Origin of the sequence: Acidithiobacillus ferriphilus (genome assembly GCF_018854775.1) — a bacterium.
In the GTDB taxonomy this organism is placed as follows: Bacteria; Pseudomonadota; Gammaproteobacteria; order Acidithiobacillales; family Acidithiobacillaceae; genus Acidithiobacillus; species Acidithiobacillus ferriphilus.
This window is the reverse complement of the sequence record NZ_JAAZTY010000103.1, coordinates 1-13,397: the sequence shown is the minus strand read 5'-3', so window position 1 is coordinate 13,397 and position 13,397 is coordinate 1. Positions and strand designations below refer to the sequence as shown.

Here is a 13,397-nt window from a genome sequence, read left to right as displayed (position 1 = left end):
GGCCGGCGGTTCCGAGCCGCGCGCTGAGGGCTGCGCTATGCGCCGATTCGGCGCCGATTTCGGCTTGCAGGCGCCGCACCGCGTCGACCGCCGCGATGGCGGCCATATCCTCGCTCGCACCGGCGCTGGCCGACGCCCGTAGGCGCCAGGCCTTCTGCTGTGCACTGTTCAGGCTGGCCCGCAGAGCCGCCTCCTTGCTGCGACTGGCCTGAATTTCGTGGACCAGCGCCAGCGCTTTTTGCCGGGCCTGCGCCAGTTGTGCTTCCGCCTGTTGCAGCTTGCGACCAGCTCGGTCTCCGCGGAGCATCACCAGGGGGGAGCCTGCCTCCACCCGCATGGTGTCGTAGGCGGGAATCGCGGCGACGGTTCCGGTCGTGCGCGCATCCACCGCGTAAAGGTTGCCCTCGACATAGGCATCGTCTACCTCCAGCCGCTTTTGTCCGATCAGCAACCACCAGAGGCCGTAGACCAGCAGACCGAGCAGGACGACGCCAGCCAGTATCCAGAGGTTGCGCCGCCTCTGGTCTGCCCCGGCCTTACTCGCGTTGTCAGGGGTGTTGTCCAGACTGATCATAGCCGCCTCCCAATGCGGTTTCCAACTGGGCCCAGGCCTGTAGTGCCGCATAATGGGCAAGGCGCTGGGCCATTTGCTGATGGATGAGGGTGATCTGCCGCTGCAGCACCGCCGCGCGGTCACTGAGGCCCAACGCCTGGGCAGTGGCGGTCAGTTTTTCCTGCTTCTGGGTGGCGCCGGTGCCGACCGTCTCGGCTTGCCACACCTGCCGACTGTGCTGGTATCCCGACAGCGCCGTCAGTACCTGCTGGACCGATTGCAGGATGCTTTCCTGGTAAACAGCCACCGCCTTGGCCTGCTGCGCCTCGGCGCCGTGGAAACGGCCAGTCAGGGCGCCGCTGGTGAAAATCGGTAACCGCAAGGCCGGTCCAAAGCTGTACGCAAAGCTCGCCGGGTTCAGGAGCGTGGCGATGTGGGCGCTGTTCATGCCCAGCAGAGCCGAGAAGGAAATATTCGGATAAAAGGCGGCGCGGGCGGCTTTGGTCTGCTGGACGCTGGCCAACGCCAGCGCGCGTGCCGCCTGTACGCCGGGACGGTGGGCAAGAAGGTCCAGACTCAGGTGTGAGGGCAGGGTGGGGATTACTGCGGACGCGGGCGCCACCGGCCGGAGCGGTAGGGCATCCGGTGCAATCGCCGCAAGCTCTGCCACGGCGAAGCGGGCGGCAGCCGCCCGTTGCTGCCAGCGGGCCAGGCGGGCGGTATTCTGCTGGAGCTGCAAAGACAGGTCGGCAATGGACAGGTCGGTCCCGAGGCCGAGATGCCGCCGGGTTCGCAACAATGCCTGCCGCTGCTGGTAGAGGTGCTGCAAACGCCGGGTGCTGACGAGCTGCTGTTCGGCTTCCGCCCAGCGCAGATAGGCATGGACGACGGCGGCGGCGAGCAGGCGGCGGGTATCTGCCAGCCGCGCTTCGGCGGCGCGTTGTTCACCCAGCGCCGCCTTGAGACGGTCCGCATATTTGCCCCAGAAATCGAGCGCCTGCGTAAAACCGAGTCCGACATCGCCGCTGTCATAGAGTTTGTTGCCCAGACCGAGCGCCCCCAGCGGACTGTTGCCGCTGAACTGCAAAGGTGTGACGGCCGCCTGCCCGGAAAGCTGCGGACCGAGGGCCGCAGCCCGCCAGGTGCTGATCGATGCCGCCCACTGGACCGTATCGACGGCCTCTGCCAGACGCGGGTTGGCCGGGCTCAGGGCACGGGTAATGAGTTGATCGAGCCCGGCGCTGGCCAGCCCCGTCCACCAGTCCTGTTGCGGCCACGCACCGGTGGGTAATGCCTGGGCGCCGTCCAGCCTCTGCACGCTCTTCGCCCAGGCCGGCGCCTTGACATCCGCGGGGTTCGGGGCACGAATGGTCGGCGCGCAGCCGCCGAGGGCCACGACACCGAAGGCCACGCATGCGGCGATCCAGCGTTTACGGTGCACGTTCCACATCCTCCTGCCGACCCGGTTCCGCGTCAAAACCGGCGCTTTCCATGATCTGCTGTTCGATGGTGACCCGCCGGACCTGCCCGGCCCGGCGGCGATATGGCCCTTTGGTGAGCCATACGAGGGCAAGCACAACCAGCGCCATCCAGCCCCAGAGCCAGAGCATGGATTGCATGGATAGTACGGCACTCTGGGTGGTCAGGTGCTGGATGGACAGGGCCTGCGCGGCGGGACCGCTTACCGGCCAGTGCTCCCGCAGGCTTTGCAAGGGCAAAGTGGGGGACTGCCAGGCCAGATGCGCCCTGAAGGTGTCGCCATGACGCATCCACAGTGCCGAAAAAGCGCTGGACAGATAAGCGCCGCCGAGAATCCGCACAAAGTTCTGCAGGGTGGCCGCAGCGGATAGACGGCTCTGGGGCAGCCGTGAAAACATGATCAAGCTCAGGGGCACCAGATAAAACCCGATGGCGATGCCTTCGATCAAATGGCTGAGGAGCAGACTGCGCAGGTTGCTATGCAGGTTGAGCCGTGTGGTGAATCCATAAATGGCGACAAATCCAAAGCAGATGGTTGCCAGCCAGCGCGGACTCACCCGGCGCGAGACGGGTCCCATCACCGCGATCAGTGGCACGCCGCCGAGGGCCATGGGCAGCAACACCACGCCCGCCCAGAAAGCTGAATAGTTGGCATGACTGATGAGGGCCGAGACAAAAAGACCATTCCCGCCCAACAGCAGTCCCCACCCGAAAACCAGCGCCGGCAGCGCCAGCACGTAATTCCGTCGCCGCAGGAGGCGGAGATCCAGGCAGGGGTGCGGTTGATCCCTTTCCCAGAGGAAAAAGGCCACGAGGAGCACGGCGCCCAGCGCGGTCAACCAGCGGATGGCGGGGGCATCCCACCAGTTCCAGTCTTCACCCCGGTTGAGCACGATCTGGAAGATGGTGCTCCAGGCGGCGAGCAGCAGCAGCCCGATCCAGTCGAAGGGTTGGCGCAGGCGTTCTCCGGGATCGTCGCGTAACAGAGCGGAGACCATGCCCAGCGCCAGTAAACCCACGGGAAAGGTCAACACCGCCGCGGCCCGCCAATCCCAGGTGTAGGCGATCCAACCCGCCAGCGAGGGCCCGGCAAGCAGGGGCAGCACCAGATTGACGATGCTGAGATCGGCCGCCGTCTTTTGCCAACGCAACGGCGCATAGCGAATCAGCAGTCGTCGGGTCAGGGGCGTCAGAAAACCCGCCGCCGCGCCCTGCAGAAACCTGCCGCCCAGAAACAAGTCGAAATGGTCGCTGAAGACATCAGGCAGGGTGGCCACCATCAACAGGATGAGGGAGATCTGAAACATCCGCAGCTCACCGAAACGCTGGTAGAGCCAGGTCGCGGGTACCACCGCGAGCGCCCAGGCCAGTAGGTAAAAAGTCAGTGACCAGATCGCGTGGTCGAGGCTGGTGCTGTAGGCGCCGGCGATGTACGGCAGCATCGGGATGGACCAGGCGAGGCTCCACGAGGCCAGCAGCAGGCCGCTGCTCAGGCCGAGCAGTAACAGCACGCTATCCATCCCGCAAAAGGCGGGGACGGCGGGAGAAACGGAGCGAACGGCCAAGTGGATACCTAGAGCAGTGGGGACACGGTACATATTAGATGATTGCCGCGTCTCGAGAAAATGCGTTTTCGGGCCGGGACTGATGGCTTTTGTGCATCACCGAAAAGGGCTACCCTTCAGAGCACGACTGCCGGTATCTTACGCGCCCGCATGAAGAAGTTCTTCCAGCCTGGGATGGCACGCAGCACGGGCAATGTGCCCAATGATATTCTTTTTCCGTGTACTAATTATAATTAAATGTAATGAAGTCCACATAAGTAGACATGCAGTTTAACCGGTATAGGCGCCTGCAGTATGCTTATCCGTCAGGATGGGCTGATCTGCGGAAAGGTGAGGTCCAGAAGGTGCACATGCGCTGTGTAAACGAAGGATGACTGAATTTGAACAACATGCCTTACTACAAGTTTAACCCGCGCGAATTCATTCTGCGGGACTGGCTGGCCCTGGACAGGACCGTATTGGCCAACGAACGGACGTTTCTGGCGTACACCCGGACGTCATTGACCCTGGTTCTTGCCGGCCTGACCTTTATCCGTTTTTTTGGTCCCGACATCTGGTCCACCATCGGCTACATCTCTCTGATTTCAGGGACCACCCTCTGGGTGACCGGCGTCAGGCGCTATCTGCACATACTGGGGCATTACCGCGCCATGATCATTGCGGAAAACAAGGCACTGAACGACAACAAAGGCAGTGCCATCATGTCCTGAGATCCCAAAGCCGGATGGCCGCGCGCTCAGGAAGTGCCGATATGCACCAGCCCAGGGAATAAGGCCGCCAGACCATTGGCGATAAAGGTCACGGCAATGGCGGCGAGCACCAGCCCGAAAATGCGGGTAGAAATATTGATGCCGGTCACCCCCAGCCGACGTGACAGGGGCTCCGCCAGGCGCAGCGCCGCATAGGCCACCCCGGCGATCAGCAATATATCGACGATCAGCAGGCCGCTGGCCAGCCACGACGCATTTTTGTGATGGGCAATAATCACGGTGATCATGGTACCCGGACCCGCCAACAACGGAATGGCCAAGGGTACGACGGCAACGGCATCTTTCTGCATCCCCTCGGCAGCTTCCTCCGGGGTATGCCGATAGCGGCTGGACTTGGCCTGCAACATGTTAAAGGCCAGCATCATCAGCACCATGCCGCCAGCCACCTGAAAGGCGGCGATGCTGATCCCGAAGAATTTCAGCATATATTCACCAAGAAAGGCGGACGTCAGCAGCACGACAGCTACAGCACGGGAGGTCAGCTTGGCCGTGGCAATCTGCTGTTGCGCATCCTCGTCGCCGGTCAGGGCGATGAAAATCGGAATGGCGCCAATGGGATTGAGGATGGCGAGCAGTGCGATGAGCGTCTGCAATGCGCTGTGCAGTTCAGTAGCGATGGGCATCCGTGCCCCCCTTATCGGATCGGTTCCAATGCAAGGCCCTTGAAAATTGCGGCGTGAAGACGTATTTAATAGGCATCTTTTTTAGAAGTTACAACCCAATACGGAGTCGATACGATGCCAACTTACGAGTATGTATGCAAGGACTGCGGGCACCATCTGAGCGCCGAGCAGCGCATGAGTGATTCCCGTCTGACCGACTGCCCCCACTGCGGCAAACCGGGACTGGAGCGGCAACTCAGCGCCGGGGGCTTCGCCCTGAAGGGTTCTGGCTGGTACCAGACCGATTTCAAGGGGGGCAGCAACAAAGCCGGTGAGAGCAAGCAGGAAGCCGCCGCCGCGCCTTCCTGCCCCGCTGGGGGCTGCGCCTGTCATTGACGTAGCGCACGCGACAAGGCTAGATTGTGCGCGGGCTTCCCGGTCGGGTGGCCCTTTTCTTGTTGATTCATACGGGATGCAGCATGCGGACACACTATTGTAACGGCATTCACGAAGGCTTGATTGGCCAAACGGTCACCCTCTGCGGCTGGGCGCAGCGGCGGCGCGATCACGGCGGCGTCATCTTTATTGACCTGCGGGACCGCGAAGGCTTGGTCCAGATCGTCGCCGATCCGGATCAGGTGGACGCCTTCGCGGCCGCCAATGAGTGCCGCAGTGAATTCGTGTTGCAGGTGGAAGGTGTTCTGCGCGCCCGTCCCGCGGGCACCGAGAATCCCCAGATGCACAGTGGCAAAGTGGAGTTGGCCGCAGCGCGCATCAGCATTCTCAACCGATCCGAGCCGGTTCCTTTCCCGCTGGATGAGGAAGACATCGCCGAGAATCTGCGGCTCAAATACCGCTATCTGGACCTGCGCCGCCCGGAAATGCTCAATCGCTTGCGGCTGCGCCATCAGGTGACCCGTTTTGTGCGCGGCTACCTGGATGCCGCTGGCTTTATCGATGTGGAAACCCCCGTCCTCACCCGCTCCACCCCCGAAGGCGCTCGTGACTATCTGGTGCCCTCGCGCACCCAGCCGGGACACTTTTTTGCGCTGCCCCAGAGTCCGCAACTCTTCAAGCAGCTTCTGATGGTGGCGGGACTGGACCGCTATTACCAGATCACCAAGTGCTTCCGCGACGAAGACTTGCGGGCCGATCGTCAGCCGGAGTTCACCCAGATCGATATCGAGGCCTCCTTTGTCGATGAAGCGGCCGTTATGGGGATTGCCGAACCCATGATGCGCGGGCTTTTCGCCGAGGTGCTGGGGGTACGGCTCCCCGACCCCTTCCCGCGCATGACCTACGCAGACTCCATGCACCGTTTCGGTGTGGACCGCCCCGATCTGCGCAATCCGCTGGAACTCACCGAACTCACCGACCTCATGCGCGCCGTGGACTTCAAAGTGTTCCGGGAAGCCGCCGAACGTCCGCATGGGCGGGTGGCCTGCCTGCGGGTACCCGGTGGCGCCCAGATCAGCCGCGCGCAGATCGATGCCTACACCCAGTTCACCGCGATCTACGGTGCCAAGGGTCTGGCCTGGATCAAGGTGAATGCCCTGGATCAGGGTAACGAAGGTCTGCAATCCCCCATCGTCAAGTTCCTGCCGGAAAATGTCTTGCGGGAAATCCTCCGGCGCTGCGGCGCGACGGCGGGCGACATCCTCTTTTTCGGTGCCGATACGGCCAAAATCGTCAACGAAGCCCTCGGCAATCTGCGCAACCGTCTGGCCGCTGATCTGGGCTTGCTGGCAGGCGAATGGTGTCCGGTCTGGATCACCGACTTCCCCATGTTCGACTATGACGACAAGGAAGAGCGCTGGACTTCCACGCACCATCCTTTTACCGCGCCGCAGACGGAACACCTGGAAACCCTCAGCCAGGATCCCGGCAACGCCCTGGCGCGGGCCTACGATCTGGTGCTCAACGGCAATGAGGTGGGTGGCGGCAGTATCCGCATCCATCAGGAGGCGGTGCAGGAAAAGGTTTTTGCCGCCCTCGGCATTGGTGCGAAAGAGGCGCGGGATAAATTCGGCTTCCTCCTCGACGCCCTGCATTATGGCGCGCCGCCCCATGGGGGCCTGGCTTTCGGACTGGACCGGCTGGTCATGCTCCTGTGTGGTGCCGAGACTATCCGTGATGTGATCGCCTTCCCCAAGACGCAAAAGGCCGGCTGCCTGCTCACCGAAGCCCCTGGCACCGTGGCCGACAAGCAGCTTCAGGAGTTGGGTATCCGCCTGCGTCCCGGCGTCGGCGCCGACGTACAAAACCCCTGAAATGGACACCGCTTGACGGGCAGCGGGCGGCTTCGTAACGTAATCGGATATTTTTGCACGCGCGATAGCGCCTGAGAGGGTCGGTTATGGGTGTGGAAACGGTGATGATTCAGGGACTCCGACGCAGCGATGGGTTGGAGCTCGATGCACGGATTCAGCGGGCCAAGGCCGCGCTGGGCAAGCGTGCGGTCATCCTCGGTCACCATTATCAGCGCGAGGAAGTCTACCGTCATGCCGACTTTCATGGCGACTCCCTGCAACTCTCCCGTGCCGCCGCCGAGCAGGAGGCCGAGTTCATCGTCTTCTGCGGCGTTCACTTCATGGCGGAAGTGGCCGACATTCTCAGCCGCCCGGAACAGGCGAGCATCCTGCCCGACCTCAATGCCGGTTGTTCCATGGCCGACATGGCCGATATGCCGCAGGTGCAGCGTGCCTGGGAAGAACTGGCGACGGTGATCGATGTGGAGCGGGAGGTCACCCCCGTCACCTACGTGAACTCTTCGGCTGCGCTCAAGGCCTTTTGCGGCGTCCACGGCGGCACGGTCTGCACCTCCTCCAATGCCCGCAAAGTGCTCGACTGGTCTTTCCAGCAACGTCCCAAGGCCCTGTTCTTCCCCGATCAGCATCTGGGACGCTGGACCGGACATCAATTGGGCATTCCGCTGCGCGACATGCCGGTCTGGGACCCCAGCCAACCCCTCGGCGGCCTCACGCCCGAGGAAATCCGCCGTGCCAAAGTTCTGCTCTGGAAAGGGCACTGCGCCGTCCACCAGATGTTTCAGCCGGCCCATATCGAACGCTGGCGGCACGAACACCCGCAGGGGCAGGTGATCGCCCATCCGGAAGCGTCTTTTGAAGTCTGCCAGCGGTCCGACGCCGTCGGCTCCACGGACTTCATCCTGCGCACGGTCAAGGCTTCGCCACCCGGCAGCGAATGGCTGGTGGGCACTGAAATCAATCTGGTCACCCGCCTCGCCAATGAGGTGCGCGCGGAGGGCAAGACGGTGGAGTTCATGTCGCCCATGGTCTGCATGTGTTCCACCATGTTCCGCATTGATCCGGAGCAACTGGCGCGCTCGCTGGAAAGTCTCCTTGCGGGCCAGATCGTCAACCGGATTCAGGTAGACCCCGAGACCGCCGCCCAAGCCCGCGTGGCACTCAAACGCATGCTCGCCGTTTCCTGACGGACAACATGGGGCTATCGTCTGCGGCGGCCGATCAGGCAACGGAATGGTCCTTTACCCAGCGCGGCCTGCATGCCCTGCTTTACGGCTATACCCGCTTTTATCAAGGAGGCCGCTGGGAGCTCAGCAGCATTCCCGCAACCGGGCCGGCCATCCTCGCCTGCAACCACGTCTCCGTGCTCGATCCTTTGTTCCTGGTAGCCAGCAACAGCCGGATGATTTCCTTTCTGGTCGCGCAGGAATATTACGACAAGGCCTGGATGCGCCGCCTGCTGGAGCAGACCTACAGCATCCCCGTACGTCGCGACCGCCGTGACGTGGGTGCCCTCCTCCAGGCGCGCCGGTTATTGGAAGACGGACGGGTGCTGGGCATATTTCCCGAAGGCGGGATCAACCGCCGTCAGACCCAGAAAGGTCTGGCCTGGCTGGTGCGGGAAAGCGCCGCGCCAGTGGTGCCCGCCCATATCAGTGGCGCACGGCAAGGCCGCTCTGACCTCGCCACCTGGCTGCACCGGCAGCGGCCCTTGCTGCGTTATGGCGTGCCCCTGCATTTTCACCGTGACGCCGATGCCGCCGAAGTGCTCGGCGCCACCATGAGCGCCATCGCCACCCTCGCATGACGGCATCCCCGCCTTTGCGGTACCATGGGCGATATTTTGGCAGGATAATCCAGTGATAGAACAGGGAGTCGGTCATGTCCGGGCATAGCAAGTGGTCCACCATCAAATTCAAGAAGGCGCTGAAGGACGCCAAGCGCGGCAAGATTTTCACCCGCCTCATCCGCGAAATCACGGTGGCGGCGCGGGCGGGCGGCGGTGATCCGGCCAGCAATTCCCGCTTGCGTCTTGCCCTGGACAAGGCCTACGGGGCCAATATGACCAAAGACACCATCGAGCGGGCGGTCAAGCGCGGCACCGGCGAGCTGGAAGGCGTGGACTACGAAGAAGTCACCTATGAGGGTTATGGCCCCGGTGGGGTCGCTATCCTGATCGAAACGATGACCGACAACAAGGTGCGTACCGTTGCTGAAGTGCGTCACATATTTTCCAAGCGCGGCGGCAATATGGGCACCGCAGGCTCGGTGGCTTATCAGTTTAAAAAGCTTGGTCTGATTGTTTTCCCGGCGGATGCTGATGAAGACCGGATTCTGGAAGCGGCACTGGAAGCAGGTGCTGAAGATGTGGTCAATGAAGGCGAGCGAATCGCCGTTTATACGGCCCCATCGGATCTTCACAGCGTGGTTCTGGCCCTGGAAGCGGCGGGGCTCAAGCCGGAAGAAAGCGAAATGACGATGATCCCGGAGAATACGATCGAGGTCAGCGGTGAGGAGGCGGAGAAACTGCTGCGGCTCATCGACTTCCTCGAAGAAAATGATGACGTGCAGAACGTCTATGCCAACTACGAGATCAGTGACGAGGAAATGGCTCGTCTGGAAGCGGCACCCTGAACCCGCGACGGCGCTTTTGGCGGAGTCTGCGGCCATGCTGAATGTCGGGGCGTCGCCTGCATCCCTGCCCAGGGCGGCGGTGCGGATCATCGGTATTGATCCCGGTTCTTTGCGCACCGGTTACGGCATTATTGAGTCCGACGCGTCTGGCCAGCTCCGGCATGTCGCCCATGGTTGTTTGAATGTGTCCGGGCAGCCCTTTCTGGAACGCATCGGCGCCATCTACCGCGGACTGAAGCAGGTCATCGGCGACACGCAACCGAATGTGGCGGCCATCGAGCAGGTGTTCATGGCGCGCAATGCCGACTCGGCCCTCAAACTGGGGCAGGCGCGCGGGGCGGCGCTGGTCGCTTTGCTCGAAGCCGGGTTGCCCGTACATGAATACACGGCGCTGCAGATCAAAAAAGCCGCCGTCGGAGGTGGTCATGCGGCCAAGGAGCAGGTGCAGAGTATGGTCCGCTGGCTCCTCAAGCTGAACGAAAACCCACAGGCCGATGCTGCCGATGCCCTGGCTTGTGCCATTTGTCATGCCCACCATGCCAGCACCCGGCAACGCTGGCAGTTGGCTGTCAGTCGCTGAACCGCATCACGACCGAAGGAACCACCCGTCATGATCACCTCGCTTACCGGCACCATCTTGCAGCGGCGCCCGCCCTGGCTCTGGCTCGACGTGCAGGGAGTCGGCTATGAACTGGAGATGCCCCTGTCCGGCTTTTATCAAATGCCCGCCGAGGGTGCAGCGCTGACCGTGCATACCCACCTCACCATTCGCGAGGATGCTCATTTACTCTATGGTTTCATGACGGTAGCGGAGCGCGACACGTTTCGCCTGCTGATCCGGGTCAACGGCATCGGTGGCAAGGTGGCGCTGGCCTGCCTTTCCGGTCTGTCCGCGGAGCGGCTCAGTCAGGCCGTGGCCGAGGGCAACACCGCGCAACTCACCGCCATCCCCGGCATCGGCCCGAAAACCGCCGAACGGCTGGTGGTGGAACTGCGTGACAAGATGGGTGGCATCGCGCCGGGACCTGTGGGCAGCACCGCTGGCGGCGACCCCCGTCAGGAAGCCATTGCGGCACTGCTGACTTTAGGTTATAAGCCTGCGCAGGCGAGCCAGGCCATAGCCGGTCTGGCGGAAGGCCTGGGTTTGGAAGACCTTATCCGTCAGTCGCTGCAAAATTTGTCACGTCATTGATTTTTTGGAACCCACCAGTGCGCCAATGGTCAGACCAAAATGATGGATAGAGGCCCTCTCGACCCCCAGGAAGCCCACAATGATGCGGTGGATCATGCCCTGCGTCCGCGTCGGCTGGCGGAGTACCTCGGGCAAGCCAAACTGCGTGAATCTCTGGGTCTGTATATTGACGCGGCGAAAGGTCGCAGCGAAGCACTGGATCATGTGCTGCTCTTCGGACCACCCGGCCTCGGCAAAACCACCCTGGCCCATATCATCGCCCAGGAGATGGGTGCGGGCCTCAAGGTCACTTCTGGCCCGGTGCTCGACAAGCCGGGTGATCTGGCCGCCATCCTCACCAACCTCCAGCCCCACGACGTGCTCTTTGTCGACGAGATTCACCGTCTCAGTCCGGTGGTGGAGGAAATCCTCTACCCGGCGCTGGAAGACTACGAACTCGACATTCTCATCGGCGAAGGACCCGCGGCGCGCTCCATCAAAATCAGCCTGCCCCCCTTCACCCTGATTGGCGCCACCACCCGTGCCGGGCTACTGACCTCGCCGTTAAGAGATCGCTTCGGCATCAGTTTTCATCTGGAATTCTACAGTGACGCCGAATTGACGCAGATCGTCACCCGTTCCGCCCAGATTCTCGGCACGCCGCAAGCCCTGGAGGGTGCGCAGGAGATCGCCCGGCGCGCGCGCGGCACGCCGCGCATCGCCAACCGCCTGCTACGCCGGGTGCGGGACTATGCCCAGGTACGCGGTAACGGTGAAATTGATGTGGCGACGGCGCAGGCCGCCCTGACCCTCATGGAGGTGGACCAGCACGGTTTTGATGGCCAGGATCGCAAGTTGCTCCAGGCCGTCATAGGGCGCTTTGCGGGCGGGCCGGTAGGGGTGGAGAGTCTGGCGGCAGCCATTGGCGAGGAGCGCGGCACCATCGAAGATGTGCTGGAACCCTTTCTGATTCAGCGCGGTTATCTGATTCGCACCCCGCGCGGACGCTGCGCGACGGAACTCAGCTACCTCGCCCTCGGCCTGACGGCCCCCAAGGAACCCGGAGGACTTTTCGATGCCGGCTAACGATCCCGTCAGCACTTTCCACGTTCGCGTTTATTATGAAGATACGGATCATGGCGGGGTGGTGTATCATGCCAACTACTTACGCTTCATGGAGCGCGCCCGCACCGAAATGCTGCGCGAACGGGGTTATGAACTGGATGTACTGGAGCAGGATGCAGGGATCATTTTTGCGGTGCGCCGCGTCCGCCTGGACTTCCGCGCTCCGGCCCGTTTCAATGACCTGCTCCGGCTGGAAACCAAAGTCGTGAGCAAAAGCCCCGTGCGCATGGGTTTTTATCAAGTCGCCTCGGTTGGGGACAGGATACTCTGTAGCGGAGAAGTGGAGGTGGTCTGCCTCGATGCCGCCGGTTTTCGTCCCCACGTTATTCCTGCGGTATTATTGCAGGCCATCCCTCTTTCTGTTCAGCCGTGAGATTTTATGGATCCCAATATCGTCGCCGATACCACCCAATCCCTCTCCATGACCCATCTGGTGACGCATGCCAGCGGCGTCGTACAGGTTATTCTCATCATCTTGCTCATCGCGTCCGTTGCCTCCTGGACGATCATCTTCCAGAAGTTTGCCGTCTTTAGCAGCGCGCACAAGGCCCTGGCACGCTTCGAGAAGCGCTTCTGGAGCGGTGGGGAGATGAGCCAGATCTATCAGCATGTTTCCGGAAGCAGCAACCTGGAGACGGGCGCGGGCAGCATTTTCTGCGCCGGTTATGAAGAATTCCAGCGCCAGCGCAATAAAATCCGTCCCAGTGACGCCCTGGATGCCGCGCGGCGCGCCATGCGGGTTGCCCAGATGCGCGAAGTGGGACGCCTGGAAAATAATCTGGCCTTCCTCGCCTCCGTATCCTCCGTCAGTCCCTTTATCGGCCTTCTCGGCACCGTCTGGGGCATCATGACGGCTTTCATGGCCATTGGCGTTGCGGGGCAGGCCACTCTGGCGACGGTGGCGCCCCCCGTCGCCGAAGCCCTTATCGCCACCGCGGCAGGTCTGTTCGCCGCCATCCCGGCAACCGCGGCGTATAACCGCTATGTCCATCAACTGGACAAGCTGGATGCGCAGTACGAGGTTTTCATGGACGAATTCACCAACATCCTGCATCGGCAGGTGCCTGAGACGCAGCCATGAAACGACGGCGCCTTATGGCGGAGATGAACGTCGTCCCCTACATCGACGTGACCCTCGTGCTGCTGGTGATATTCATGCTTTCCGCGCCGCTGCTGACCCAGGGGGTGAATGTCAACCTGCCCAAGGGCGTGACCAAGCCGGTATCGGATA

At 62.1% G+C, this 13,397-nt stretch carries 15 protein-coding genes and 1 pseudogene; 12 read left to right on the top strand and 4 right to left on the bottom strand.

Annotation, left to right across the window (positions count from 1 at the left end; translation table 11 throughout):
- From HF921_RS07865 to HF921_RS07855, 3 genes and pseudogenes are all read right to left on the bottom strand, one after another.
- Positions 1-574, bottom strand: a pseudogene (locus tag HF921_RS07865) (HlyD family efflux transporter periplasmic adaptor subunit); the annotation flags it as partial.
- Positions 549-2,003, bottom strand: a complete 1,455-nt coding sequence (locus HF921_RS07860) for an efflux transporter outer membrane subunit (RefSeq protein WP_215893623.1) — start codon at positions 2,001-2,003, stop codon at positions 549-551. The pseudogene HF921_RS07865 and the gene HF921_RS07860, both read right to left, overlap by 26 nt.
- Positions 1,984-3,597, bottom strand: a complete 1,614-nt coding sequence (locus tag HF921_RS07855; RefSeq protein ID WP_226834397.1) for an MFS transporter — start codon at positions 3,595-3,597, stop codon at positions 1,984-1,986. The genes HF921_RS07860 and HF921_RS07855 overlap by 20 nt, the downstream gene beginning before the upstream one ends.
- A 389-nt stretch (positions 3,598-3,986) precedes the next feature.
- On the opposite strand from HF921_RS07855, the gene HF921_RS07850 reads away from it, so the two are divergent.
- Positions 3,987-4,307, top strand: a complete 321-nt coding sequence (locus HF921_RS07850) for a DUF202 domain-containing protein (RefSeq protein ID WP_064218756.1) — start codon at positions 3,987-3,989, stop codon at positions 4,305-4,307.
- A 26-nt stretch (positions 4,308-4,333) separates the two neighbouring features.
- Here HF921_RS07850 and HF921_RS07845 read toward each other — a convergent pair whose 3' ends face one another.
- Positions 4,334-4,990 carry a MarC family protein gene (locus tag HF921_RS07845; RefSeq protein ID WP_064218724.1) on the bottom strand — a complete coding sequence of 219 codons (657 nt, stop codon included), beginning with the start codon at positions 4,988-4,990 and terminating at the stop codon, positions 4,334-4,336.
- A gap of 114 nt (positions 4,991-5,104) precedes the next feature.
- On the opposite strand from HF921_RS07845, the gene HF921_RS07840 reads away from it, so the two are divergent.
- The 11 genes from HF921_RS07840 to HF921_RS07790 all read left to right on the top strand — a co-directional run.
- On the top strand, positions 5,105-5,365 hold the full coding sequence (locus HF921_RS07840) for an FmdB family zinc ribbon protein (protein WP_064218725.1): 261 nt from the start codon (positions 5,105-5,107) through the stop codon (positions 5,363-5,365).
- Between the two features lie 83 nt (positions 5,366-5,448).
- The gene (gene aspS / locus HF921_RS07835) at positions 5,449-7,239 is read left to right on the top strand and encodes an aspartate--tRNA ligase (protein WP_215893622.1); all 1,791 of its coding nucleotides are present in this window, start codon (positions 5,449-5,451) and stop codon (positions 7,237-7,239) included.
- A gap of 86 nt (positions 7,240-7,325) precedes the next feature.
- Positions 7,326-8,423 (top strand): quinolinate synthase NadA, encoded by a 1,098-nt coding sequence (gene nadA, locus HF921_RS07830; RefSeq protein ID WP_215850246.1) that lies wholly within the window; start codon positions 7,326-7,328, stop codon positions 8,421-8,423.
- Positions 8,424-8,431: 8 nt separating this feature from the next.
- Positions 8,432-9,043 carry a lysophospholipid acyltransferase family protein gene (locus tag HF921_RS07825; protein WP_064218727.1) on the top strand — a complete coding sequence of 204 codons (612 nt, stop codon included), beginning with the start codon at positions 8,432-8,434 and terminating at the stop codon, positions 9,041-9,043.
- 74 nt (positions 9,044-9,117) lie between these two features.
- Positions 9,118-9,870: a YebC/PmpR family DNA-binding transcriptional regulator gene (locus tag HF921_RS07820; RefSeq protein WP_064218728.1), complete on the top strand. Its 753-nt coding sequence runs from the start codon at positions 9,118-9,120 to the stop codon at positions 9,868-9,870.
- 34 nt (positions 9,871-9,904) lie between these two features.
- Positions 9,905-10,450, top strand: coding sequence for a crossover junction endodeoxyribonuclease RuvC (gene ruvC / locus HF921_RS07815; RefSeq protein WP_196762876.1), 546 nt, complete (start codon positions 9,905-9,907; stop codon positions 10,448-10,450).
- A gap of 30 nt (positions 10,451-10,480) precedes the next feature.
- Entirely contained in the window at positions 10,481-11,062 is a 582-nt protein-coding gene (gene ruvA, locus HF921_RS07810) for a Holliday junction branch migration protein RuvA (protein ID WP_064218729.1), read from the top strand.
- A 39-nt stretch (positions 11,063-11,101) separates the two neighbouring features.
- Positions 11,102-12,127 carry a Holliday junction branch migration DNA helicase RuvB gene (ruvB, locus tag HF921_RS07805; protein WP_196762877.1) on the top strand — a complete coding sequence of 342 codons (1,026 nt, stop codon included), beginning with the start codon at positions 11,102-11,104 and terminating at the stop codon, positions 12,125-12,127.
- Positions 12,117-12,539: a tol-pal system-associated acyl-CoA thioesterase gene (ybgC, locus tag HF921_RS07800; protein ID WP_064218730.1), complete on the top strand. Its 423-nt coding sequence runs from the start codon at positions 12,117-12,119 to the stop codon at positions 12,537-12,539. The genes ruvB and ybgC overlap by 11 nt, the downstream gene beginning before the upstream one ends.
- Before the next feature lie 6 nt (positions 12,540-12,545).
- Positions 12,546-13,247: a protein TolQ gene (gene tolQ / locus HF921_RS07795; protein WP_064218731.1), complete on the top strand. Its 702-nt coding sequence runs from the start codon at positions 12,546-12,548 to the stop codon at positions 13,245-13,247.
- On the top strand, positions 13,244-13,397 hold a 154-nt coding region (locus HF921_RS07790), incomplete at its 3' end, for a biopolymer transporter ExbD (protein WP_215893624.1). The genes tolQ and HF921_RS07790, both read left to right, overlap by 4 nt.